General features: G+C 72.7%; 19 protein-coding genes. 5 read left to right on the forward strand and 14 right to left on the reverse strand.

Annotation, left to right across the window (positions count from 1 at the left end):
• The 11 genes from JT723_RS01140 to JT723_RS01190 all read right to left on the reverse strand — a co-directional run bounded on the left by JT723_RS01140 (position 1) and on the right by JT723_RS01190 (position 15,041).
• Entirely contained in the window at positions 1 to 2,643 is a 2,643-nt protein-coding gene (locus JT723_RS01140) for a serine/threonine-protein kinase (RefSeq protein WP_205042419.1), read from the reverse strand.
• Between the two features lie 159 nt (positions 2,644 to 2,802).
• Positions 2,803 to 4,083 (reverse strand): hypothetical protein, encoded by a 1,281-nt coding sequence (locus JT723_RS01145; protein ID WP_205042786.1) that lies wholly within the window; start codon positions 4,081 to 4,083, stop codon positions 2,803 to 2,805.
• A gap of 30 nt (positions 4,084 to 4,113) precedes the next feature.
• Complete coding sequence (locus tag JT723_RS01150; protein ID WP_491697033.1) at positions 4,114 to 5,145, reverse strand: glutamate ABC transporter substrate-binding protein; 1,032 nt, start codon at positions 5,143 to 5,145, stop codon at positions 4,114 to 4,116.
• A 14-nt stretch (positions 5,146 to 5,159) separates the two neighbouring features.
• Complete coding sequence (locus tag JT723_RS01155; protein ID WP_372441207.1) at positions 5,160 to 6,569, reverse strand: GlnX family signal transduction membrane protein; 1,410 nt, start codon at positions 6,567 to 6,569, stop codon at positions 5,160 to 5,162.
• 270 nt (positions 6,570 to 6,839) lie between these two features.
• Positions 6,840 to 7,814, reverse strand: coding sequence for an N-acetylglucosamine kinase (locus tag JT723_RS01160; protein ID WP_205042787.1), 975 nt, complete (start codon positions 7,812 to 7,814; stop codon positions 6,840 to 6,842).
• 59 nt (positions 7,815 to 7,873) lie between these two features.
• On the reverse strand, positions 7,874 to 9,151 hold the full coding sequence (locus JT723_RS01165; protein WP_205042422.1) for a 6-phospho-beta-glucosidase: 1,278 nt from the start codon (positions 9,149 to 9,151) through the stop codon (positions 7,874 to 7,876).
• Positions 9,148 to 10,047, reverse strand: a complete 900-nt coding sequence (locus tag JT723_RS01170) for a carbohydrate ABC transporter permease (protein WP_205042423.1) — start codon at positions 10,045 to 10,047, stop codon at positions 9,148 to 9,150. Before JT723_RS01170 ends, JT723_RS01165 begins: the two co-directional genes overlap by 4 nt.
• A 94-nt stretch (positions 10,048 to 10,141) precedes the next feature.
• Positions 10,142 to 11,092, reverse strand: coding sequence for a carbohydrate ABC transporter permease (locus tag JT723_RS01175; RefSeq protein ID WP_205042424.1), 951 nt, complete (start codon positions 11,090 to 11,092; stop codon positions 10,142 to 10,144).
• Positions 11,092 to 12,423 carry an extracellular solute-binding protein gene (locus JT723_RS01180; RefSeq protein ID WP_205042425.1) on the reverse strand — a complete coding sequence of 444 codons (1,332 nt, stop codon included), beginning with the start codon at positions 12,421 to 12,423 and terminating at the stop codon, positions 11,092 to 11,094. Before JT723_RS01180 ends, JT723_RS01175 begins: the two co-directional genes overlap by 1 nt.
• Positions 12,424 to 12,520: 97 nt before the next feature.
• Entirely contained in the window at positions 12,521 to 13,747 is a 1,227-nt protein-coding gene (locus tag JT723_RS01185) for an ROK family transcriptional regulator (protein ID WP_205042426.1), read from the reverse strand.
• Between the two features lie 247 nt (positions 13,748 to 13,994).
• Positions 13,995 to 15,041, reverse strand: a complete 1,047-nt coding sequence (locus JT723_RS01190; RefSeq protein WP_205042427.1) for a mechanosensitive ion channel family protein — start codon at positions 15,039 to 15,041, stop codon at positions 13,995 to 13,997.
• 257 nt (positions 15,042 to 15,298) lie between these two features.
• Here JT723_RS01190 and JT723_RS01195 point away from each other — a divergent pair, with 257 nt between their 5' ends.
• The 3 genes from JT723_RS01195 (at position 15,299) to JT723_RS01205 (ending at position 19,183) form a co-directional block, all read left to right on the forward strand.
• Complete coding sequence (locus JT723_RS01195) at positions 15,299 to 15,835, forward strand: HNH endonuclease (RefSeq protein ID WP_033172826.1); 537 nt, start codon at positions 15,299 to 15,301, stop codon at positions 15,833 to 15,835.
• A gap of 147 nt (positions 15,836 to 15,982) precedes the next feature.
• Positions 15,983 to 18,553, forward strand: coding sequence for an aminopeptidase N (pepN, locus tag JT723_RS01200; RefSeq protein WP_205042428.1), 2,571 nt, complete (start codon positions 15,983 to 15,985; stop codon positions 18,551 to 18,553).
• A gap of 81 nt (positions 18,554 to 18,634) precedes the next feature.
• On the forward strand, positions 18,635 to 19,183 hold the full coding sequence (locus tag JT723_RS01205; RefSeq protein WP_251512796.1) for a GNAT family N-acetyltransferase: 549 nt from the start codon (positions 18,635 to 18,637) through the stop codon (positions 19,181 to 19,183).
• A gap of 328 nt (positions 19,184 to 19,511) precedes the next feature.
• On the opposite strand, the gene JT723_RS01210 is transcribed toward JT723_RS01205, so the two are convergent.
• Complete coding sequence (locus JT723_RS01210) at positions 19,512 to 20,780, reverse strand: MFS transporter (protein ID WP_240164878.1); 1,269 nt, start codon at positions 20,778 to 20,780, stop codon at positions 19,512 to 19,514.
• A gap of 168 nt (positions 20,781 to 20,948) precedes the next feature.
• On the opposite strand from JT723_RS01210, the gene JT723_RS01215 reads away from it, so the two are divergent.
• The gene (locus tag JT723_RS01215) at positions 20,949 to 21,437 is read left to right on the forward strand and encodes a MarR family winged helix-turn-helix transcriptional regulator (RefSeq protein WP_205042431.1); all 489 of its coding nucleotides are present in this window, start codon (positions 20,949 to 20,951) and stop codon (positions 21,435 to 21,437) included.
• A 346-nt stretch (positions 21,438 to 21,783) separates the two neighbouring features.
• On the opposite strand, the gene JT723_RS01220 is transcribed toward JT723_RS01215, so the two are convergent.
• The gene (locus JT723_RS01220; protein WP_205042788.1) at positions 21,784 to 21,996 is read right to left on the reverse strand and encodes a hypothetical protein; all 213 of its coding nucleotides are present in this window, start codon (positions 21,994 to 21,996) and stop codon (positions 21,784 to 21,786) included.
• 76 nt (positions 21,997 to 22,072) lie between these two features.
• On the reverse strand, positions 22,073 to 24,127 hold the full coding sequence (gene malQ, locus JT723_RS01225; protein WP_205042432.1) for a 4-alpha-glucanotransferase: 2,055 nt from the start codon (positions 24,125 to 24,127) through the stop codon (positions 22,073 to 22,075).
• A 163-nt stretch (positions 24,128 to 24,290) separates the two neighbouring features.
• Between malQ and JT723_RS01230 the strand changes: the two genes are divergently transcribed.
• Positions 24,291 to 25,064 (forward strand): ABC transporter ATP-binding protein, encoded by a 774-nt coding sequence (locus JT723_RS01230; RefSeq protein WP_205042433.1) that lies wholly within the window; start codon positions 24,291 to 24,293, stop codon positions 25,062 to 25,064.
• The last annotated feature ends 18 nt before the right edge of the window (positions 25,065 to 25,082 follow it).

The following is a 25,082-nucleotide window of genomic DNA, read 5'->3' on the forward strand; positions in this document are numbered from 1 at the left end:
TTACACCCACGTCCTGGGGCGGAAGCGGTTGGCGCGTTCCACCAGTTCGATCCTCGTACTGCCCTGCTGGGCGAGCCTTGCCAGGACCCGGTACGAGCGTTCGAGGCCGAACCGCAGGCCCCGCTCGGTCAAGTCGGCACCCAGCACTGCATGGTTGCCGGATGCCGACGACGGTACGCCCGCGAGCGCCGCCTGGTGCTCCCCGACACGTCCTGCGAGCACCCAGTCCAGGGCGCTGCCCAGCACCTCGGTCGCCAACTGCTCGCGCCTGTCGGAGTCCAGGCCCTGCCGCTGCAGCGCCTCGACCTGCAGTCCCGCCGCCCGCAGGTCCGGCAGCAGCGGCTCGTGCGGCGAGCGGTCGCGCAGCCTGGCCCTGATCGCGGCGACCCGGGCGGCCGTGTAGTGGATGGACGACTCGGGCACCGACTCCAGCGCGGCGACCGCGCCCGCCCGGTCGCCCGAGGCAAGCAGCACCCGCGCCAGGCCGAAGGCGGCGCTGACGTAGCTGTGGTCGCCGGTCCACACCAGCCGGTAGTACTCGGCGGCGTTGTCCAGCTGGCGCAGCACCTCGGCGCACACGCCGAGCGCCAGCTTCGGCGCGGGCTCGCCGGGGAAGGCGTCGTAGACCGCGTCGAAGCTCAGCGCGGCGGTCTCGTGGTCGCCGGTGCACAGCGCCGCCATGCCGCGGTGCCACACCACCCGCCAGTCCGCGTTGTCCGCGGGGTCGGCGAGCGAGCCGAGCACCTGCTGCGCGCCGGCCGCGTCGCCCAGCTCCAGCCGGGCGCGGACCTCGCGCAGCCGCCGCTCGACGGAGTCGACCGGTGCCGACTGGAGCGCGGTGACCAGCTCACCGGGGGCGGCCGCGGAAAGCCCGGCCAGGAAGCCCGCGTTGGGGTCGCCGGGGTCGACGTGCGGAACGGGCAGCGCCAGGACGGCCGCGGTGGTGTCCAGGCGCGCGACGACCGGCAGCGGCGGTGTCCAGGCCGGCGCGGGAGCCGCCGGATACCCGCCGGGACCCGGCAGTTGGGCGGGCACCGCACCGGGCGGAAGAGGCCGGCCCATTCCCGGGGCGCCTGGGGCTGCGCTTATTGCCGAGCCGTTCGGGCCTGCGCCTATTGCCGGGCCGTTCGCGCCCGCACCGTTCGCCCCGCCTTGCGCAGCCGTTCGCGCGCCCGCCTTGTCGCGGCGCCTCGCGGCCTTCTCCAGCGCCCGGTCCGCGCCGAGCGCCGAGGTGTCGCCGGCCACCGCGCGCACCAGATCGGTGTCGACCACCCGCAGTTCCGGGCCGAACAGCGTGGACAGGGCGGGCCGCTGCACCCCGGTCTCCAGGGCGACGATCTCCCGCAGCACCCCGAGCAGCTGGTCCGACATCTCCTCGGCGGAGGCGAAGCGCTTGTCCGGATCGGGGTCGGTGGCCCGCACCAGCAGCCGGTAGAAGGACTCGTAGCGGGAGAAGACCTCGATGTTGCCCGGGTCGGGCAGGCTGTCGACGAAGACGTTGGTGTAGCCCTGGAAGTCGAAGGTCAGCACGGCCAGGGTGCGGGCGACGGTGTAGAGGTCGGAGGCGACCGACGGGCCGACCTCGGCGACCTCGGGTGCCTGGTAGCCGACCGTGCCGTAGATCGCCGACTCGGTGTCGTCCATGCGGCGGACCGCGCCCATGTCGATGAGTTCCAGCCGGTCCTCGGTCTGGATGGCGTTGTCGACCTTGAAGTCGCAGTAGAGCAGGTTGCGGCTGTGCAGGTGGCCCAGTGCCTCCAGCGCCTCGATGGCGAAGGCGATGGCCTGCGCGACCGGCAGCGGCTCGCGGCGGCCGTCCGCGGTGCGCCGCTCGTTGGCGATCTCCTTGAGCGACTTGCCGCCGACGTAGGCCATCACGATGTAGCCGTCGAGGGTGCCGGTGCGCTGGTCCAGGTGCTCGACGAAGTTGTAGATCCGCACGATGTTCGGGTGCTCGATCTCGGCCAGGAAGCGCCGCTCGGAGACCGCGGCGGCCAGCGCGTCCTCGTCGCCGGTGTCCAGCAGGCCCTTGAGCACCACCCAGCGGTCGGAGACCGCGCGGTCCACCGCGAGGTAGATCCAGCCGAGCCCGCCGTGCGCCAGGCAGCCCACCACGTGGTACTGCCCGTGCACCACGTCGCCGGGGCGCAGCTTGGGCGTGAACGAGTACGGGTGCCCGCACTTGGTGCAGAAGCCCTCGGTGCGCCCGGGGCGGTCGCCGCGGCTGCGGCCCACCGGGGCGCCGCAGTCGCCCTTGCTGCAGAACCGCTTGCGCTCAGGCACCTCGGGGTTGGCCAGCACCGCCGCGGCCGGGTCGGGCCGCGGCACGGTGGGGACGGCGACCAGGCCCGCGCCGAGCTTGCCGCGCCCGGAACCCGAAGACCCGGAGCGGCTGCTGCGTACCGACACCGACCTGCCGGTGGCCGAGCCGGTCAGCCCCTGCGAGAGCCGCCCGGAGACCGAGCGCCGGGAGGCCCGCGAGGAGGACTTGGACGAACGCGAGGAGGTGGAGGTCGAGGTGCTGCCCGAGTCGGCGCCCGCCGAGCGCGGCGGCGGCCCGGGAGGCGTGGCGGGCGCGGGCGGCACGGCGGCGGGCAGCGGCGCGAGGCCGCAGGTGTCGCAGTACAGGTCGCCGCCGCCCATGTCCTCCAAGGTCCCGCCGCAGCCCGGCCGTTGGCACTTGCTCACTGTGTCCCCCTCAGCCTTTCCCCTGGTGTGCCACGTACCGGCTACGACGGTCGTACCGTACGCGGCGGTTGCGAATCGTGCGGGAACAGCGGGGGAAGCCCGGGGACAACCCCTTCACCGCCGGTCCTGCGGCGGGCGCTGGGTGCCGAGTTCGGCCACCGCCTGCTGGTAGCGCTGCACGGTCCGCTCGGCCGCCGCCAGGTCGCAGGGCGCGCTCCACAGCAGCCGCCGGGCCTGGTCGTAGCGCTCGATCAGCAGCGGATCCTCGGCCATGCCGAGCCTGGCGACCTTCGCACGGTAGGCGTCGAGCCGGCCGCGCAGCTCGGCGCGCACCGCGAGCGGCGCGGTCACCGCGGTCAGCGACTCCCTGGCCCGCAGCAGCTCGTCGTCCGCGTGCTGCTCCAGGCTGTCCAGCAGCGGCGAGAGCCGGTGCCACTGCGCGGACCTGGTGAAGTCCTCGGCCGCCGCGAGCTGTTCGTGCAGCGCGGACGCCGGGCCGCTGACGGCCGGCACGTCGGAGGCGAGGATCTTCGAGAGCACCTCCACCCGGGCGCTGCGCGCCTCGGTCAGGGTGCGGTCGGCGCGCGAGAGCACGTCGCGCAGCCGGCTCAGCCGGTGCTCGGCGTCGTCCCTGACGTGCATCACCGCCTCGACCTCGCGGCGGATGCCGTCCAGCCGGCGGCCGGCCGTCTCGTAGCGCGAGGTGTCGGGGCGCCCCGGGGTCGGCCTGGCACGCCAGAAGGCCAGCGGGTCGGACACGGTCTGCGCGCGCAGCTCGGTCAGCTCCGCGACCAGGTCCTCGATCTCGTCGCCCGACGGGTGCGCGCCGGGGCGTACCCCCACCGAGTGCGCGAGCGAGCGCACCCGCTGGGTCTCGGCGGCCAGCAGGTCGATCCTGGCGGGCAGCGCGGACCACACCGAGTCGGCCGCGGCGACGGTCTCCATCGCCTGGTCGTACCAGCCGTTCATCCGGGTGAGCAGCTGGTCGAGGCTGAGCTGCTCGGTCAGCTTGGCGGGGCCGGTCAGCGAGCGGGCGGCGTCGGGAACCGCCGCGCCGGTCACGCTGACTCCCTCGCCGCGCAGCAGTTCCGTCAGCCGCCGCAGCTCGGTCTGGGTCGGCCAGCGGCGCCGGGCGCGGATCTCGCGGGCGGTGGTCAGGGCGTCGGTGTACGCCTCGAAGTGCGTCCACAGGGCGGTGATGGCCGCGTCGGTCTCGGCCCAGCGCTCCTTGGTGACCCCGGTCAGCTCGGCGCCTTCCAGCAGCCGGCGGCCCGAGTGGTCCTGGAGCGAGAGCAGCGAGGACTCGATCGCCTCGTGCTCGGTGGCGAGCCGCGCCAGGGCGCGGTCGACGTCCTCCCGCCCCATCACCGGTCCGGATGGTCCCGCGACCGCCATCACGCCCTCTCTTCCCACCCTGCCCCTGACCTATTTGTACAACGGTGCGGGCGGCTGGATGCCGGGCAGCACGTCCTCCAGCCAGTTGTGGTACGAACGCTGCCACGAACCGTCGGCACGATAGGTGTTGAGCACCTTGTTGACCCGCCGCACCAGGTCGGTGTCGGACAGCTTCATGGCCACACCGTACGGCTCCTTGGTGACGGTACTGCCCACCAGGTGCACGGTCGGGTCCTGCGCGGCCTGTCCGGCGGCCAGCGCGTTGTCGGTGAAGACCGCGTCGGCCAGGCCGAGTTGCAGCTGCACCAGGCAGTCGAGCTGGTTGGCGACCCGCATCACGTGGGCGCCGTGGGCGCCCTTGGCGAGTTCGTCGTCGCCGGTGGAGCCGAGCGCGGTGCAGACGGTCTTGTCCTTGAGCGAGTCGTCGAAGCCGGTGATCGGGGAGTCGTCCGAGGTCAGTATCTGCTGGCCTGCGGTGAAGTAGGCGGTGGAGAAGGCGACGTCCTTGATGCGGGCGCAGTTGATCGTCATGGTGCGGACCACCATGTCCACGGTGCCCGCCTGGATGTCGGCGATGCGGTCGGCGGTCGGCACCGTCAGGTACTGCACGGCGTTCTCGTCGCCCAGGATGTCCTTGGCGATGGCCTTGACGATGTCGATGTCGAACCCGGCGAAGTCGCCGGTGGCCGGGTCGCGGAAGCCCCACAGGTAGCTGTTCTGGTCGACGCCGACCTTCAGCTTGCCGTACTTCCTGATCCTGGCCACCGCGTCGCCGTCGTCGGTGCCCGAGGCCGGGTTGAGGCTGCGTTCCGGCTGGGTGCAGGTGCCGGAGTCGTCCTGCGCGGTCGCGTAGTGCGCCTGGACCACCGGTCCCGGGTCGGCCGCGGCCACCGGGGCCGGGCCGTCACCCAGCGGGACGAGCGCGCCCGCCAGTGCCAGTGTGCAGGCCGCCGCCATCGTCGCGACGCCGCCCCAGCCGCGCCGGAATACGCCCACCGTCCGTCTCCCTCCCGCTCGCGCCGCGCCCCTGCGCGATATCTCCGGCATACCGCGTCCTTGCAGTCCCGGCATCCCCGTCACCGGTATTCCGACAGCCGGCGGCCGATGCCGAGCACCGCGCCCGCCGCGGCGAACACCGCCAGCAGCGCCGCACCGTAGGGCAGCAGCGCCAGGGCGCCGCGGCCGCTGTCCGCCGCCGACTTGAACTCCTTCTGCTCCTGGTCGACCGCCTTCTGCAGGCTCGCGTCGACCGCGTCGAAGCAGCTTCCCGTCGTCTGCTCCACGGTCTTGCCGCTGCTGTCCTTGCCGCCGATGACCTGGGCGACGGCCGTGGTGTAGTCGCCGTCCTTGTCGCTCCTGCGTTCCGCCGTGTGCCGGGTACGCCAGGTCTGCACGCTCTTGACGGCGGCGTTGACGGGGTCGCTGCCCGCTGAATTGTCCGCCAGTTGCAGCGCCTGCGCCAGCACACCGCCGACGCCCTTGGGGTCGGCGCCTGCCAGCGTGGTCATGCCGTTGGCGAAGTTGGTCTCGTAGTTGTCGCCGGAGCCGCGGGCCACCAGCGTCAGGTTCTCGTCGCCGCGGGCCTGCAGCACGCTGATCCGGGCGTTGTTGAGCACCTGCATGGAGCGGGCGCCGTGCTGGTAGGAGTGCTCCAGCTGGGAGCGCGCCACGGTGTGCCCGGCGACCAGCCACAGCAGCACCACCGCGGAGGCTGCGCTGGCGGCCAGCATGCCCTGGTTGAACACCCGGTTGGTACGCCGGTAGTGGCGGCGCTGCGCCCACAGCAGGGCGCCGAGCGCGACCGCGCCCACCGCCCAGGAGACGTACGGCAGCGCCTTGGCGTCGCTGTAGTCGCTGCCCAGGCGGCCGGTCTCGATCTCGTAGAGCTTGTCGGCCGCCAACAGCAGGCCGCCGGGCTTGCGCATCTGGCTGTTGGCGTAGCGCAGGTAGGCGCCGCCGACCGGCAGGCCCTGCCGGTTGTTGGTCTGGGCCGCCGTCACCAGCTCGACGTACTTGGGCAGTTGCTCGTTGAGCAGGGCGATCTGGGCGCGGGCCTGCGGTGAGCCCTGGCTGTTGGCCGCGGCCTGGGCTATCAGCTTCGAGGCGTTGGAGATGTCGCCCTCGTAGCGGTCGGAGACCTTCTTCGGCTGCTGGCCGCCGACCAGGAAACCGCCGGTGACGGTGGCGTCGGCGTCGGCGAGCGAGCGGTAGATCTCCGCGGCCGTCGCGCTGAGCGGGGCGCTGTGCTTGACGACGTTGTCCGCCGCGGTGGAGCGGTCGGTGACCTGCCAGGCGGTGACCGCGCCGAAGGCCACCACCAGCAGCGCGAGGCCCGCGCCGATGATACGCAGCCGGCCCGGCTCCGTGGTCGCCGCGGCCCGCATCCTGGCCGCGGACTCCACCCAGGCGCGGCGCCTGCCGGGGTCGGGGGCGCCCGGCGGCGGTTGCGGCACGCCGCCGCGCGGTGCGGGCCGGCCCGCACCCATGCGCACGTCAGGGCGACCCGCGCTCCCCGTCGGCGTGTGCGTCACATACCCTCCCCCGAGTCCGACTTGCCGCAGTTGCGGAAGTCACGCTGTCAGCCAGCAGTATGGCCGCAGCCGATGCCAACCTCCAGCGGCCGTGTGATCTTGACCGGTCACTACCCGCCCCCGACTGGTCACACGCACCCCGTAGGAGTTCGGTTCCCGCACCCGCCCTTCCGCACCCGCCCATGCCCGCGACCGCCGCCGCACGCCCGCCCCCCCGCCGGGCGCTCAGCCGTAGTGCGCCCGCAGCGCCGCGTGCGCCTGCGGCGGCGCCGCCAGCTGGTCGAGGCCCAGCAGGGCCGCGCCCAGCACCGGCGGTGCGGTCACCACCCGGGTGCGCGCCTTGGGCGCGCGGGCGGTGAGCGCCTCGGCGAGGGTGTCCATCAGGTACGGGTTGCGGGCCGTCATCACCCCGCCGCCGAGCACCACGTCGGCCTCCTCGTCGAGCAGGTCCAGGCGGCCGAGCGCGACCGCGGCCAGCGCCGCGATCTCCTCGGCCTGCCGGGCCAGGATGCTCCTGGCCACCGCGTCGCCGGCGTCGGAGGTCGCGAAGAGCACCGGCGTCAGCTCGTACTTCCGCTCGGGCGCCAGGTGTTCCAGGTGCAGCGCCTCGATCAGCGCGTACATCGAGCCGAGGCCGAAGTGCGCGGGCAGCGTACGGGCCAGCTCGGTCGGCACCCCGCGGCCGTCCTCGGCCCTGGCGGCGTACCACAGGGCCTCGTCGGCGAGTCCCGAACCGCCGCCCCAGTCGCCGGAGATCTTGCCGATGGCGGGGAACCTCGCGGTGCGCCCGTCGGGCAGCATGCCGACGCAGTTGATGCCCGCTCCGCACACCACCGCCACCCCGCGCGGCTCGTCCACACCGGCCCGCAGGATCGCGAAGGTGTCGTTGGCGACCCGGGTGGTGTGCGCCCAGCCGCGCTCGTGCACGGCCGCCTCCAGGCGCTGCTCCTCGACCGGCAGGTCGGCGTTGGCCAGGCAGGCCGAGGTGTACGCGGCCAGCGGGGCGCCGTCGCCCGCGGCGATGTCGAACCCGGCGTCGGCCGCGGCCCGCGCGACGATCTCGGCCACCACGGCGACCGCGGGTCCTATCCCCACCGCCGGCGGCTGGAAGCCGCCGCCGCGGGCGGCGCCGAGCACCCGCCCGTCGGCGGCGACCAGCGCCACGTCGGTCTTGCTGTTGCCCGCGTCGACGGCGAGCACGCCGCCGGGTACGAGCGGCGGCCGGGGGACCTTCCCGGGACGCGGGCTCCGGGAGATGTTCAGGCCCACGCGAAGTGCTCCCGGTTGTGCGCGATCAGACGGTCGGTCAGCTGCTCCGCCAGGTCGTACTGCCCGACCAGCGGGTGGGCGAGCAGCGCGGTGAAGACCCGGTCCCTGCCGCCGCGCAGGGCCGCGTCCAGCGCCAGGTCCTCGTAGGCGGTCACGTTGGCGATCAGCCCGGCGAACAGCGGCTCGACCGGCGGCACCGGCAGCGGCTGCGCTCCGTCGCCGCCGACGGCCGCGGGCACCTCGATGACCGCGTCGTCCGGCAGGAAGGGCAGGGTGCCGTTGTTGTACGTGTTGACGACCTGCACGTCGCCGTCCGCGGGGATGTGCGAGGCCCGCAGCAGGGACGCGGCGAGGGCGACCGCCGCCTCGGAGTAGAAGGCGCCGCCGCGCTTGGCCAGCAGCTCCGGCTTCTCGTCCAGCGCCGGGTCGCCGTACATCTCCAGCAGCTCGCGCTCCATCGCCGCGACCTGGGAGGCCCGCGAGGGGGAGGTCTGCAGCTCGCGGACGACCTCGTCGTGGGCGTAGTAGTAGCGCAGGTAGTACGACGGGACCACGCCGAGCCGGTCCAGGACCGGGCGTGGCAGGTGCAGGTCGGCGGCGATGGAGTCGCCGTGCTCCGCGAGCAGCTTGGGCAGCACGTCCTCGCCCCCGGGGCCGCCGATGCGCACCCCCCGCTCCCATGTCAGGTGGTTGAGCCCGACGTGGTCGAGGTGGACCTGCTCGGGCGCCACGCCGAGCTTGGCGGCGAAGCGGCGCTGGAAGCCGATCGCCACATTGCACAGCCCGACGCTCTTGTGGCCCGCCTGGAGCAGCGCCCGGGTGACGATGCCCACCGGGTTGGTGAAGTCGATGATCCACGCGTCGGGCGCGGCCCGCCGGACCCGTTCGGCGATGTCGAGGACCACGGGGACGGTCCGCATCGCCTTGGCCAGGCCCCCGGCGCCGGTGGTCTCCTGGCCGATGCAGCCGCACTCCAGCGGCCAGGTCTCGTCCTGGTTGCGCGCGGCCTGCCCGCCGACCCGCAGCTGGAGCAGCACCGCGTCGGCGCCCGCGACCCCCGCCTCCAGGTCGGAGGTGGTGACGACGCGGCCCGGGTGGCCCTGCTTGGCGAAGATCCGCCGGGCGAGCCCGCCGACCAGCTCCAGGCGGTGCGTGTCCGGGTCGATCAGCGCCAGCTCCTCGACGGGCAGGCTGTCGCGCAGCCGCGCGAACCCGTCGACCAGCTCGGGGGTGTAGGTGGACCCGCCGCCCACGACTGCCAGTTTCATCCCTTGACTCCCGTCAGGGTCACGCCTTCGATGAAGGCCTTTTGCGCGAAGAAGAAGACCACGATCACCGGCGCCATCACCAGGACGGTCGCGGCCATTGTCAGGTTCCAGTTGGTGTGGTGCGCCCCCTTGAAGGATTCGAGGCCGTAACTGAGTGTCCAGGCGGCCGGGTTGGAGCTGGCGTAGATCTGCGGGCCGAAGTAGTCGTTCCAGCAGTAGAAGAACTGGAAGAGCGCGACGGCGGCGATGGCCGGCCGGATCATCGGCACGATCACCGTGACCAGGGTGCGCAGTTCACCGCAGCCGTCCACCCGGGCCGCCTCGGTGTACTCCTTGGGGATGGTCAGCAGGAACTGGCGCAGCAGGAAGATGGTGAAGGCGTCGCCGAAGGCCATCGGGATGATCAGCGGCCACAGGGTGCCGTCCATGCCGAGCTGCTTGGTCCAGAACAGGTACATCGGGATGATGACCACCTGCGGCGGCAGCATCATCGTGGAGATGACCAGCACCATGATCAGGTTGCGGCCGCGGAAGCGGAACTTGGCCAGGGCGTAGGCCACCGGCAGTGAGGACACCACGGTCAGCACGGTGCCGGACACCGCGTAGACGAGGGTGTTGCGCCACCAGGTGAGGAAGCCCGGGGTGTCCCACACGGTGCGGAAGTTGGACCACTGCCAGGGGTGCGGCCACAGGTCCCTGGTGAGGGCCTGGTTGTCGCTCATCACCGCGGTGAGGAAGACGAAGGCGAAGGGCAGCACGAAGAAGGCGGCGGCGGCCAGGCCGAGCGAGTGCACGGCGATCCAGTGCAGCCGCGCCTTGCGGCGGGCGGTGCGCCGGGCACGTGCGTCGGCCGGGTGGCCGGTCGCGGGCGTGGCGGGAGCGGTAAGAGTGGTCATGGGCGTCAGTCCACATCTCTAGTGGTCGGACTTTCTCCTCGCTCCCTTCGCGGACGGCCTCGTTCCTCGGCCGGCCACTGCGGGAGCTCGAGCGTCAGTCCTCCGCCGACAGGAAGCCGTTGCGCCGGCGCATGAGCAGTGCGGTGAAGGCCATCGCCAGGACGAAGAGCACCAGGGCGATGACGCAGGCGGAGCCGTAGTCGAAGCGCTGGAAGCCGCGCTCGTAGACCAGTTGGGGCAGGGTCAGGGTCGACTTGTCGGGGTAGCCGGGCTCGAACTGCTGGCCGGAGTTGCCGATGATCCCGGAGGCGACCTTTCCCGCCACCAGCGGCTGCGTGTAGTACTGCATGGTCTGGATGACCCCGGTGACCACCGCGAACATCACGATCGGCGAGATGTTCGGCAGCGTCACGTAGCGGAACCGGACCCAGGACCCGGCGCCGTCCAGCTCGGCGGCCTCGTACTGCTCCTTGGGCACGTCGAGCAGCGCGGCCATGAAGATGACCATCAGGTCGCCGATGCCCCACACCGCCAGCATGGTCAGGGCCGGCTTGGACCAGTGCGGGTCGGTGAACCAGCCCGGCGTCGGGATGCCGATGTCGCCCAGGATGTGGTTGACCGGCCCCGTGCCGGGGTTGAGCAGGAAGACGAAGGCCATCGTCGCGGCGACCGGCGGGGCCAGGTAGGGCAGGTAGAAGGCGGTGCGGAAGAGTCCGGCGCCGGTCTTGATCCTGGTGATCAGCAGGCCCACGCCCAGGCCGAAGACGACCCGGAGCGTGACCATCACCACGACCAGCCACAGGGTGTTGCGCAGCGCCGGCCAGAACAGCGGGTAGTCCCTGAAGACGTAGGACCAGTTCTTGGTGCCGGTCCAGGTCGGCGGGTTCACCCCGTTGTAGTGCATGAAGGAGAAGTAGACGGTGGACAGCAGCGGGTAGGCGAAGAAGACGCTGAACCCGACGATCCACGGGGACAGGAAGGCGAGGTTGCGCAGCGCGGCCTTGCGGCGTCTGGCCCTCAGCAGCGGGTGGACGGCGGCGCTCATCACTTGGCCTGCGCGATGTCCTTGTCGACCTGCGTGTCGACGCCCTTCAGCCCCTGGGTGAGGTCCTTGGCCTTGCCCGACTCGTAGGCGTAGCCGAAGTCCTGCAGCGTCACCTGGTAGGCGCCGCCGTTGACGCTCGGCGGGGTGGTGGTGCTGTTCGGGTTCTGCGCGATGTCCAGGAAGGTCTTGAAGGACGGGTCCTGGTCGAGCTTGGGCGACTTCAGCGCGGCCAGCGTCGAGGGCACGTTGTGGATCGCGTTGGCGAAGGAGACGACCGCGTCGGTGTCGGTGGTCATGAACTTCACCAGCTCCCAGGCCGCGTTCTTCTTGGCGCTGGTGTTGGCGATGCCGATGATCGTGCCGGACAGGTAGCCCTTGCCGTAGGTGGCGGCCTGGTCGTCGGGCACCGGGAAGGGCGCGACGGCCAGGTCGTTCATCCCGGCGTCCTTGGCCATGCCGGCCCGCCACTCGCCGTCGATGCCCATGGCCACCTGGCCGGTGTGCAGCGGGTTCTTGGCGCCGAACTCGTCACCGAAGCCGGAGCGGAACTTCTCCAGCTTGGCGAAGCCGCCGAGCGCCTTGACCATGTCCTGCTGCCAGGTGAACATCGCCGCGAAACCGGGGTCCTTGGCGACCTGGGACTTGCCCGCCGCGTCGAAGTACTTCACGCCCCACTGGGCCGCCACGTGCATGGGCGTGGACTCGTAGCCGTGGAAGTCCGGCATGAAGCCCAGCTGGGAGTAGGAGTCGCCGCTGGACTTGGTCAGCTTGACCGCGTCCGCCTTGAACTCGCTGAGGGTCTTCGGCGGCGCCGTGATGCCGGCCGCCGCGAACTCCTTGGTGTTGTAGTACAGCCCGTACGCGTCGCCCAGCAGCGGCAGCGAGCAGCGCTTGCCCTCGAACTGGGTGTATTCGAGCATCGGTTTGGGGAAGGTCGCCGCCGGGTCGATGTCCGACTTCTGCAGGAAGGGCGCCAGGTCCGCGAAGGTGCTGGAGGAGCAGAACTGGCCGACGTTGTCGGTGGTGAAGGAGGACACGACGTCGGGGGCTTTGGAACCGCCCGCCCGCAGTGCCTGGTTGATCTTGTCGTCGGTGATGTTGCCCTGCACCTTGACGTGGATGTTGGGGTGCGCCTTCTCGAACCGGGCGACGTTGTCGTTGATCGCCTTCAGCTCGCCCGGTGCCGACCAGCCGTGCCAGAAGGTGATGGTGACGTCCTTGCCGGCGTCGTCGTCGGCCGAGCCGCTGCTCTGGCCGGTGCACGCGCTCGCGAGCAGGGTGATCGCGGCGCTCGCCGCCACGGCTGTGGCTGCCTTACGTATACGGGACACTGCTCTTTACCTCCGGGGTACGAGGGTGGGCGAGGGCGTGCGGTGCCGTCGGGACGGCGGTACGGCACCGTTCCGTCGGTCGGTGGGGGTGATGCGGTCAGCGGGAGGTGTCGAACACCTCGTCGCGGGTGGTGGCGAGCGCGCTTTCCAGGGCGCCGCTCAGGACGGGGTGCATCTCGACGGTGCCGAGCACCAGCCGGGGCCTCGGGACCGCCAGCTCGGCCAGCTCGGACTGGATGAGGGTGCGCAGCGGTTCGCCGCCCGCGACGGCGACGTTGCCCGCCAGGACGATCAGCTCCGGGTCGAGGACGGCCACGACGGAGGCCAGGCCCACCGCCATGCCGGTGGCGCAGCGGGCGAGCAGGTCGGCGTACGGGCCTTCGCCGCCCTGCTCGCACTCGTCGTGGATGGCGGCGGCCTTGCCCAGCACCATGGCGGCGGCGTCAGGCAGCGGGGCGTCGGGGATGTCGATTCCCAGCTCGGCCGCGTGCCGCAGGACGGCGTTGCAGCCGGCCAGCTCCTGGAAGCCGCCGTTGTTGGTCCTGGTCACGTTGCGGACCAGCGGGGTGCCGGGCACGGGCAGGAAGCCGACCTCGCCGGCGCCTCCGGTCCAGCCGCGGTGCAGCCGGCCGCCGATCATCAGGGCGGCGCCGATGCCCTCCTCGTTCCACAGCAGGACGAAGTCGTCGTGGCCGCGGGCCGCGCCGATCCGCTGCTCGGCGACGGCGGCGAGGTTGACGTCGTTGTCGTACTCCAGCGGCATCGGCAGGGCCGCGGCCAGCTCGTCGAGCAGCGCGGGGGAGTGCCAGCCGGGCAGGTGGCTGGCATAGCGCAGCCGCCCGGTGCTGGGGTCGAAGGCGCCGGGGGTGCCGATGACGACGCGGTGCAGGTCGGAGCGGCTGAGCCCGGCCGCCTTGACCGCGCCGTCCAGCGCCTGGACGACCTGCTCGACGGTGCTGCCGGTCCTGTGCTGCGGGGTGGGCAGGCGGTGGGAGCCGACGGTGCGGCCGGTGATGTCGGCGACGGCGGCCCTGATCCGCTCGGTGTTCACGTCGAGGCCCGCGACGTGGGCGGCGGCGGGGTTGACCGAGTAGAGCTGGGCGTTCGGCCCCGGGCGGCCCGCGGTGGTGCCGGTGGCCAGGACGAGGCCGGCCGCCTCCAGGCGGGCAAGCAGCTGTGAGGCGGTGGGTTTGGACAGGCCGGTGAGCTTGCCGATCCGGGTCCGGGAGAGCGTGCCGTGCTCCAGCAGGAGGTCGAGCGCGGCGCGGTCGTTCATGGCGCGCAATACGCGCGGCGTACCAGGGGTGCCAGCCATGCGCGCCATCCTCCCTCAGTTCACTGTTAGGAAAGTTTCCTATTGGCAACGAAAGGTAGGCCTGCCGTCGGGGGAGCGTCAAGGGGTGCACAAGGCCGTGCGGCCAAGTCGTTATCTGCCCGCGTGCGCACCCGCGTGCGCACCCGCGTCCGCGCCTACGGATGCGGCTGCGGATGCGCCTGCGGAAGGGCCGGCGGACACGCCGGTGGGGGCCGTCCGCGGACAGCCCCCACCGGTACGGGTGATCTTGTACGGCCTACTGCTCGCCGGCCGCCGGCGGCGGTACGGACGCGGAGCGCTGCACCGGCGCCGGGCCGTTGTCCTCGGCGCCCTGGGCGACCGGGGCGCCCTCCGCGGCCACCGCCGCGGGGTCGGTCACCGTGGCGGCAGGTGCGCCCCCGGTGATCACGATGCCCTCCCGGTCGAAGGCCCGCTTGATCCGCCAGCGCAGCTCGCGCGCCACCGGCGCCGCCTTGCCCGGCATCGTCCTGGCCTGCACCTGCAGCACCACGAACTCCGAGCCGACCGACTCCAGGCCGAGCATCTGCACCGGCTCCCACAGGAACTCGTCCCAGGGGTCTTCCTTGCTCATCGTGTCGGCGGTCTCCACGATCACCGCACGCGCCCGGTCCAGGTCCTCGTGCACGCCCACCTGGACGTCCACCACGGCGGTCGCCCAGCCCTGGCTGAGGTTGCCGATCCGCTTGACCTCGCCGTTGCGCACGTACCAGATCTCGCCGTTGTCGCCGCGCAGCTTGGTGACCCGCAGGCCCACCTCGACCACGGTGCCGGACGCGACGCCCGCGTCGATGACGTCGCCGACGCCGTACTGGTCCTCGAGGATCATGAAGACGCCGGACAGGAAGTCCGTCACCAGGTTGCGCGCGCCGAAGCCGATCGCGACACCCGCGACACCCGCGCTGGCCAGCAGCGGCGCCAGGTCGATCCGCAGGACCGACAGGATGGTCAGCGCAGCGGTGCCGAGGATGACGAAGGACGCCACGCTCCTGAGCACCGAGCCGATCGCCTCGCTGCGCTGCTTGCGCCGCTCCGCATTGACCAGCAGCCCGCCCAGCGCGGTCGCCGCGGCGGCCTCCGCGCCCCGGTTCATCCGGTCGATCAGCCGGCTGATCGTCCGCCGCACCACCGAGCGCAGCACGATCGCGATCACCAGGATCAGCAGGATCTGGAGCCCTGCGTTCAGCCAGTCGGCCCAGTTGTCGTCCACCCAGCTTCCGGCCTGGGACGCGGTGCGGGACAGGCTGTCTGGGGTGGCGGCGGCGGGGGGCGTCGCGGTGGACACGTGCGGGAACCTCCGGAGTGTTCGAAGCCTCCACAGTAACGAAGGACCGATGCTGTTCCGTTGCCCCGTTCGAGGGGCGGAACGCCGCGGGACGGGGGAGAAAGGGGAAGGGAGGGCTGATGGAGGAGCAGCCGTGTGGTCCAAAACACTCTCGGTCCGTTACCCGGGCATGGTGGCGCGGCGCCCCGCCTTCCGGAGAGACTGAGACAGATCGTCCCGGCGCGAGCCACGCGCCGCCGGCGTTAAAGGAGGCATCCGTGCCGCATGTCCTGGTCCTGAACGCGTCGTACGAGCCGCTCGGCGTCGTACCGCTCCGCCGCGCGCTCGTCCTCGTGCTCAACAACAAGGCCGTATGCCTAGAGGAATCCGGCGCCTATCTGCACAGCGAGTCACAGGCGCTCCCGGCGCCCAGTGTCGTGAAGCTCACCAAGTTCGTCCGCGTCCCTTTTCGCGGCACCGTACCGCTGACCCGCAGGGCGCTCTTCGCCCGGGACGGCGGCCGGTGCGCCTACTGCGGGGCCGCCGCCACCAGCGTCGACCATGTCATCCCGCGCAGCCGGGGCGGCCAGCACGCCTGGGAGAACGTGGTCGCGGCCTGCAGACGCTGCAACCACGTCAAAGCCGACCGCCATGTCGCCGAGCTCGGCTGGCGGCTGCGCCACCAACCGGCCCCGCCGTCCGGCCTCGCCTGGCGGATCATCGGGACCGGCCACCGGGACCCGCGCTGGCTGCCATACCTGCAACCCTTCGGCGCGGATGACGCCCTGGCCCGGATCGACGGCATATCGGCCTGAGACCCGGGCCTTCGTGCGTCACGGGGCGCCCCGCCGGCCGGCCGGGGCACCCCGTGCCGGCGTGCGCCCGCCACCGGGGGATTCCGCGTGGTCCCAGGGCGACATGCAAGGATGGGCGTCTCACCTGACGAGAAGGAGTGGGCCACCGTGCCTGGTACGAACCTCACGCGCGAGGAGGCCCAGCAGCGGGCCGCTCTGCTGACCGTGGACGGCTATGCCATCGAGCTGGACCTGAGCGGCGCCCAGGAGGGCGGCACCTTCCGGTCGCGTACGACGGTCCGCTTCGACGTCGCCGGCGACGGCGGCGCGAGCTTCATCGACCTGGTGGCGCCGCAGGTGCACGAGGTGGTGCTGAACGGCACCGCGCTCGACCCGGCCGAGGTCTTCAAGGACTCGCGGATCGCCCTGGACGCGCTGCCCGGCGGGCGCAACGAGCTGCTGGTGGTCGCGGACTGCGCCTACACCAACACCGGTGAGGGGCTGCACCGGTTCGTGGACCCGGTCGACAAGCAGGCATATCTGTACACCCAGTTCGAAGTACCGGACGCGCGGCGGGTCTTCGCCAGCTTCGAACAGCCCGACCTCAAGGGCACCTTCGCCTTCACGGTGAAGGCGCCGCAGGGCTGGACGGTCATCTCCAACTCGCCCACCCCCGAGCCGTCCGACGACGGCGTCTGGACCTTCGAGCCCACCCCGCGGATGTCGTCGTACGTCACCGCGCTGATCGCCGGCCCCTACACCTCCGTGCACGGCAGCTGGGAGGGCGACGGCCGCAGCGTGCCGCTGGGCATCTACTGCCGCCCCTCGCTGGCGGAACACCTCGACGCCGAGGCGATCTTCGAGGTCACCCGGCTCGGCTTCGACTGGTTCCAGGAGAAGTTCGACTACGCCTACCCCTTCGCCAAGTACGACCAGCTGTTCGTACCGGAGTTCAACGCCGGCGCGATGGAGAACGCGGGTGCGGTCACGATCCGCGACCAGTACGTCTTCCGGTCCAAGGTGACCGACGCGTCCTACGAGATGCGCGCCGAGACGATCCTGCACGAGCTGGCGCACATGTGGTTCGGCGACCTGGTCACCATGGAGTGGTGGAACGACCTCTGGCTGAACGAGTCGTTCGCCACCTACACCTCGATCGCCTGCCAGGCGCACGCCGAGGGCTCGCGCTGGCCGCACTCGTGGACGACCTTCGCCAACACCATGAAGACCTGGGCCTACCGGCAGGACCAGCTGCCCTCCACCCACCCGATCATGGCGGAGATCAACGACCTGGAGGACGTGCTCGTCAACTTCGACGGGATCACGTACGCCAAGGGCGCCTCGGTCCTCAAGCAGCTCGTCGCCTACGTCGGCATGGACGAGTTCTTCGCCGGTGTGCAGGCCTACTTCAAGCGGCACGCCTGGGGCAACACCCGGCTCACCGACCTGCTCGGCGCACTGGAGGAGACCTCGGGCCGCGACCTGAAGGCCTGGTCCAAGGCGTGGCTGGAGACCGCGGGCATCAACGTGCTGCGCCCCGAGATCGGGGTCGGCGCGGACGGCACCGTCACCTCCTTCGCGGTACGCCAGGAGGCCCCCGCACTGCCCGCGGGCGCCAAGGGCGAGCCGGTCCTGCGGCCGCACCGCATCGCCGTCGGGCTCTACGACCTGCAGGACGGCGTGCTGGTGCGCACCGACCGCATCGAACTCGACGTCGACGGCGAACTGACCCAGGTGCCCGTCGCCGCCGGCACCCGCCGCCCCGACGTGATCCTGCTCAACGACGACGACCTGTCCTACGCCAAGGTCCGCCTCGACGAGCAGTCGCTCGCCGTGGTCCGCGACCACGTCGGCGACTTCACCGAGTCGCTGCCCCGCGCCCTGATCTGGGCCTCCGCCTGGGACATGACGCGGGACGGCGAACTGGCCACCCGCGACTACCTGGAGCTGGTGCTGCACGGCATCGGCAAGGAGTCCGACATCGGCGTGGTGCAGTCCCTGCACCGCCAGGTCAAGCTCGCCCTCGACCTCTACGCCGACCCGGCGTGGCGCGAGACCGGGCTCGCCCGCTGGACCGAGGCCGCCCAGCAGCACCTGGCCGCCGCCCCCGCGGGCAGCGACCACCAGCTTGCCTGGGCCAGGGCCTTCGCCGCCACCGCCCGCACCCCCGAGCAGCTGGACATCCTCGCCGGGCTGCTCGACGGCACCGCCGGCTACGACGGTCTCGCCGTCGACACCGAGCTGCGCTGGGCGCTGCTCAACCGGCTGGCCGCCACCGGACGCGCCGACGAGAAGGCCATCGACGCGGAACTGGCCCTCGACCCCACCTCGGCGGGCGAGCAGCACGCCGCCGCGGCCAAGGCCGCCAGGCCCACCGCGGCCGCCAAGGCCGAGGTCTGGGCGAGCGTCGTGGAGTCCGACAAGCTGCCCAACGCCATGCAGGAGGCCGTCATCGGCGGCTTCGTGCAGACCGACCAGCGCGAGCTGCTCGCCGCGTACAGCGAGCGCTACTTCGCCGCGGTCAAGCAGGTCTGGGCCGACCGCAGCAACGAGATGGGCCAGCAGATCGTCGTCGGCCTCTTCCCGACCCTGCAGGTCTCCCAGGCCACGCTGGACGCCACCGACGCCTGGCTCGCCGACGCCGAGCCGGTCCCGGCCCTGCGCCGCCTGGTCGTGGAGTCCCGTGCCGGCGTCGAGCGCGCCCTGCGCGCCCAGGCCGCGGACGCGGCGGCCGGCTGACCGCACCGGCCCGGGCCGCCCGGTCGCGCGCGGATGCGCGCGCCGGGCGCCCGGGCGCCGCGGCGGCGGCAAGATGGGCTCGTGGCCGAGACCTTCGTACGAACCGTGCACACCGCCGACCTGACCCCCGCCCAGCGCGCCCAGATCCGGGTGCTGCTGGACGGCGCCTTCGCCGGGCACCCGGACGGCGGCTTCACCGACGCCGACTGGGACCACACCCTCGGCGGCCTGCACACGGTGGTCCTCGAAGGCGACGAGCCCATCGGCCACGCCTCTGTCGTCCAGCGGCGCCTGCTGCACGGCGATCGCGCGCTGCGCACCGGATACGTCGAGGCCGTCGCCGTACGCTCCGACCGCCGCGGGCAGGGCCACGGGGCCGCGGTGATGGCGGTGTCGGAACGCATCATCCGCGACGCCTACGACCTGGGCGCCCTCGGCTCCGCCACCGACGCGACCGGCTTCTACGCATCCCGCGGCTGGCACCGCTGGCCGGGCCGCACCAGCGCCCTGACCCCCACGGGAGTCGTCCGCACCCCCGACGAGGACGGCGCGATCTACGTCTACCCGGTGACCCCCCTCGACTTCACCGCCGAACTGATCTGCGACTGGCGCGACGGCGACGTCTGGTGACCCCGCCACCGCCCCGACGCTCCGGCCCGGGGGCTGCCGGTCCCGCCCGACGCCGGGCGGGACGGTGCGTCCGGTGAGCGGGCCTGTCGCTGCCGTGCCCCGGCCCTGGCGGGGGTTGCGTTGTGCTTTCCGGTCCGGGCGGTCGGCGACGGCTGGTGAGCGCGCCTGTCGGGGCCGGGTCTTGGCCCGGCGGGGTGCTTTGTGCGTTCGGGTCCGGGCTGTCTGCGACGGGCGGGGTGGGGGCGTCCGGTGAAAGGGCCTGTCGCTGCCGTGCCCCGGTCCCGGCCGGGCTGCTGGTGCGCCCGGCGCTGGGCGGCGTGCGGGGGGGTCAGGTGTGGGGGACGGGCTTGGGGGAGGGCTGGTTTGTCGGGCGGGGCGAGGGGTGCCAGGTGCGGGGGCGGGTGGGGAGGGCGACGGCCTCGGGTGGCAGGACGCGCTCCAGGCGGAGCAGCAGCGCCGCGGCGCTCAGTGTCGTGCCGACCAGCAGCAGCCAGGGGAGGGCCGCGCCGGCCGCGGTCAGTGCGGTGAAGAGGGACGGCGCCAGGATCGAGGCCAGCGACCAGGACAGCTGGTAGGCCGCCATGTACCGGCCGCGCAGCACCTCGGGCGCCGCCGCGACGGCCAGCGAACTCGCCGCCGGATTGTGCACCGTCTCGGCCACCGTGTAGAGCGTGACCAGGGCGAGCAGCAGGGCCACCGCCACCCAGCCGGCGTGCGGCCGTACGGCCGCGAGCACCGCGAGCCCGGCGAAGGCCGCGGCGAACAGCACCGCCCCCAGCGCGGCCGACCGGGTGCGGCGGGCACCGCCGCGGCGGCTCAGCCGGGCGACGTGGACCCCGCCGACCGCGCACAGCACAGTGTTGACGGTGAAGGCCGCGCCGGTCAGCGACTGCGGCCCGTGCAGCGAACCGGCGATGAGCAGCGGGAAGAGCACCGCCAGCGCCGAATAGCCCAGCGCGATCAGGAAGTTGGCGCTGGTCAGGCCGAGGAAGGGGCGGTCGGCGAAGACCACCCGGTAGCCCCCGCGGCCGCCGGCCGCCTTGGGCGCGGCCGGTGCGGCCTGCGCGGCCGGACGCGCAGGCGCCTGCACGCGCCGCATCAGCAGCCAGGCGACTCCGAAGCTCGCCGCGTTCAGCCAGGCCGCCGCGACGAAGCCGCGGTCACCGGCGAGGGTGACCACCAGCGAGGCGAGCAGCGCGCCCGCGCCGAGTCCACCGTTGCGCAGCGCGCGGGCGGCCGCCTGCAGCCTGTCCCGGTCGGCGCCCGCCGCGACCTCGCCGATCCAGGACTGCTGCACGGCGGGGAAGGCCCGGTCGCCGAAGGCCGTGCCGAGCGCGACGGCGGCGAAGGCGGGGAGCGCGGTCGCGAAGGGGTACAGCGCGAAGCCGGCGCCGCGCACCCCGTAGAGGACGAGCTGCACCCGCCGGGCGCCGTAGCGGTCCACCGCCGCACCCGCGAGCGGCAGTGCCGCCATGCCGACCAGGCCCACCGTGGTGAGCACCGCGCCCACCACGGCGAAGGACAGGCCGGTGATGTGGTGGAAGAACACCAGGCTGAACGGGATGTACATCCCGGAGCCCACCGCGTCCACGGCCATCGCGCCGAGCATGGACCTTTCGCCTGGCAGGCGGGTGCGCTCGCTTCGGCCAACGGGGGAGGCGGTGCGTTGCTTACGTGACGGCAGCATGAAAGCAGCTTAGCGCTAAGCTACTTAGAGTCAAGCAAGTTTCTTGCGACAGAGCGGTCTCGGGCCGATACTGGGCGGATGGAAACGGATGCCGTGGATGCGATCACCGGGCAGTGGGCCGCGGAGCGGCCGGAGCTGGACACCCTCGCGATGGCCGTCTTCGGGCGGGTCTACCGCATCGCGCGGGCGATGGGGGACCGCATGGAGGCGGAGTACCAGCGGTACGGCATCGGGCGGGGGGAGTTCGACGTGCTCGGCACGCTGCGGAGGTCGGGGGCGCCCTACACGCTCTCACCGCGGGAGCTGTCGGCGACGCTCATGCTGACCACCGGGGGGATGACGGGGCGGCTCGACAAACTGGAGCGGGCCGGTCTTCTGGTGCGGTCGCCCGACCCGCACGACCGGCGGGGCTTGCGGGTCTCGCTCACCGAGCGCGGTGTGACTGTCGTCGACGACGCGCTTGTCGCCGGGCTCGCGGTCCAGCAGTCCGCGCTCTCAGCCCTCGACCCGTCCGAGGCGGAAGTCCTCACCGGACTTCTCCGCCGCCTCCTCGCCGCTTCTTCCTAGCGCGGCTCCCCGTGCCCGGGGGAGGGTGCCCCTTGCGGTGGGCGGTCGCCTTTCCCCCGGCGGGGGGCTCCAAGGTGATTGCCACTTGCTGTGGCGGTGCTTCCTTCCCGCTCCTCGGGCTGGGCGCGCAGTTCCCCGCGCCCCTTAAAAACGCTCACCCTCTGCCCGAGAGAGCACCCCCAGGGGCGCGGGGAACTGGGCGGCCAGCCCCGGTGCACCGGAAGGTGCAAGCTCACAGCAAGTGGCAATCACCTGGGCACCCCCCGCCGGGGGAAAGGCGAAAGCTCACCGCAAGGGGCACCCCACCTGCGCACCCCCGAAGGGAAGCGCATCCGGGGGGAAAGTGTCAGCTCGGGTGTTTGCGGGTCTTGTCCGTCGCCATCACGCAGCCCGCGATGATGCCGAAGAGGACGAGGGGGATGGCGACGAAGAGGCCGAGGGTCTGGATGACGCTCAGGCCCGAGCCCGGGTCGTCACCGTCGTCGCGGGTGAGCGCGAACGCCGGGGACGACACCAGCAGCATCACGGTGGTGGCCGCGGTGACGACGCCCGCGCGCATGACCTTCTTGTTGAGCTTCTTGTCCACGTGCCCAAATGTAGTGACCGCCCCGGAGGGCCGCGCGCCCGGGGGTGCTTTAGGGTTCGCCGTCGGGCGAGAGGGCGCGGCGGACCTCCTCGGCGAGTGCGTGCAGCCGCCTGGACGCGGCGAGCTGTTCGAGGGTGAGGGCCTTGCCGTCGGGGTCGGCGACGGGGAGCCGCCAGTTGGGGTACTGGTCCCATGTGCCGGGCAGGTTCTGCGGGCGGCGGTCGCCGACTGCGTCGGGGAGCCAGACGCCGATCATGCGGGCGGGGGTGGCGGCCAGGAAGCGGTGCACCGCCCTGACCACGGCTTCCTCGTCGGCCGCGCCTTCCGGCAGCAGGCCGAGGCGGCCGAGCAGGGCGATCCACTCGGCGACTTCCGCGGCGTCCTCGGCCTGTTCCTCCTCCAGCGGGCGGGTGAGCAGGCCGAGCCGGTGCCGCAGTTCGACGTGTTCGCCGGTGAGGCGGGCGGCGGTGCTGGGCAGATCGTGGGTGGTGGCGGTGGCCAGGCACGCCTCGCGCCAGGCGTTGGGGCGCAGGGGGCGGCGGTCGGCGTGCTCACCGTCGTAGTTGCGCTCGAACCACAGCACGGAGGTGCCGAGGATGCCGCGGTCGGCGAGCTGGCGGCGTACTCCGGGTTCGACGGTGCCGAGGTCCTCGCCGATGACGACGGCGCCGGCCTCGTAGGCCTCCAGGGCGAGCAGCCCGAGCATGGCGTCGGCGTCGTAGCGTACGTACGTGCCCTCGGTGGGCGGGCGGCCCTCCGGCACCCACCACAGGCGGAAGAGGCCCATGACGTGGTCGATCCGCAGGCCGCCTGCGTGCCGCAGCATGCGGGCGATCAGGTCGCGGTAGGGGGCGTAGCCGGTGGCGGCGAGGGCGTCGGGGCGCCAGGGCGGCAGGCCCCAGTCCTGGCCGCGGGCGTTGAAGGCGTCGGGGGGCGCCCCGGTGGACATGCCGCGGGCGAGCACGTCCTGCATGGACCAGGCGTCGGAGCCGGCCGGGTGCACGCCGACGGCGAGGTCGTGGACGACGCCGATGGGCATGCCGGCGTCGCGTGCGGCCCGCTGGGCGGTGGCGAGCTGGCTGTCGGTCAGCCAGGTCAGCCAGCAGTGGAAGTCGACCCGCTCCAGGTGCCGGCTGCGGAGCCTCGCGACCTGGGCGGAGCGCGGGTTCTGCAGTCCTGCGGGCCACTTCTGCCAGTCGGGGCCGTGCAGTTCTGCGAGCGTGGACCAGGTGGCGTGGTCGTCGAGTGCCTGCCCCTGGGCGGCGAGGAAGTCGGCGTAGGCGGCCCGCCGGCCGGGGCTGAGCGGCACCTGCCGCAGCAGTTCCAGCGCCTGCGCCTTCAGCTCCCAGACCGCGTCCCGGTCGATGAGCATGTCCTTGAGCAGCACGTTGTCGCGCAGGGCCGCGGCCTTGGCCAGCAGCCGCCCGGCCTGCGCGCGGGCGTCCCTCGACAGGTACGCGTACTCGGGGACCTCCTCGATCCGCAGGTAGACGGGGTCGGGGAAGCGGCGCGAGGAGGGGCGGTAGGGCGAGGGGTCGGTGGGGTGCCCGGGGACGGCCGCGTGCAGCGGGTTGATCTGCACGAAGCCGGCGCCCAGCGCGCGCCCTGACCAGGCGGCGATCTCCGCCAGGTCGCCGAGGTCGCCCATGCCCCAGGAGCGGTCGGACAGCGTCGAGTACAGCTGCGCCATGAAGCCGAACGACCGCTGCGGCGGCCCGGCGATCCGCTGCGGTGCCACCACCAGGTCGCCGCGTGCGGTCCTGCCGTCGGGGGCGGCCGCGCGCAGGACGTAGCGCCCAGGCTCCCGCGGCACCGCGGCCAGCCGGTCGCCCGCGGCGGTCTCGACGCTGATCTCGGTGCCCTCCGGCAGCCCGGTGAGCGGCTGCCCGGAGCGCAGCACCGTGCAGGGCGCCAGCAGCCGGTGGGCGGTGCGCAGCTCGTGCGCGGCCAGCGCGTCGCGCACCGCGTGCGGTGTGGAGGCGTCCACACCCAGGGCGGCCAGCACGGCCACCACGGTCTCCTCGGAGACCTCGACCTCCTGGCCCGGCGCCGGTTCGTACGTCACATCCACGCCGTGCAGTGCCGCCAGCCGTGCCCGGTCCATCAAGCCTCCGCCTTCTTGCGGTTTCTTCCGGTCGATCCCAGAGCCCTACCCCTTCCGGGGTGTGCCACACCCGGTGCGCTCGGTGATGGTGGGGTTGTCCCCACCTCCGGGAGGCCGGTGGACGCCATGGTTCACCCGGTCGGCACTCCGTAGCGTCGAGGACATGGCGACAACCGGCACCCCAGCTGTGGAGCTGCGCTCCCTGACCCGCACCTACGGCCGCGGCGACGCGGCGGTCCGCGCGCTGCGCGGAATCGACCTGGCGCTGCCCCGCGGCAGCTTCACCGCGGTGATGGGACCGTCGGGCTCGGGCAAGAGCACCTTCCTGCAGTGCGCCGCGGGCCTCGACCGGCCCACCGGCGGCGAGGTGCTGCTCGGCGGCGAGCCGATCACCGGGCTGAACGAGAACCGGCTGACCAAGCTGCGCCGCAGCCGTATCGGCTTCGTCTTCCAGTCCTTCAACCTGCTGCCGTCGCTGACGGTCCAGCAGAACGTGCTGCTGCCGCTGCGCCTCGCGGGAGTACGCCCCGACCGCCGCCGCGCGCAGGCGCTGCTCGCCGAGGTGGGCCTGGACGGCTACGGGCGGCGCCGCCCCGGGCAGCTGTCCGGCGGGCAGCAGCAGCGGGTTGCCATCGCGCGGGCGCTGATCACCCGGCCCGAGGTGATCTTCGCCGACGAGCCGACCGGGGCACTGGACACCAACACCGCCCGCGCCATCCTCGACCTGATGCGGCGGGCCGTCGACACGATGGGCGCCACCGTGGTGATGGTGACGCACGACCCGGTCGCCGCCTCCCGCGCCGACCGGGTCCTCTTCCTCGCCGACGGCGTGCTGGCCGGCGAACTCCACGCCCCGACCCCGACCGCCGTCGCCGACCGCATGGTCGCCCTGACCGCCCGCCCGCAGACCGGCCCGACGCTGGGAGCGGCGGCATGACCCGCAGCACCGCCGTAC

It is taken from the genome of Actinacidiphila bryophytorum, from assembly GCF_016916835.1.
Lineage (GTDB): Bacteria > Actinomycetota > Actinomycetes > Streptomycetales > Streptomycetaceae > Actinacidiphila > Actinacidiphila bryophytorum.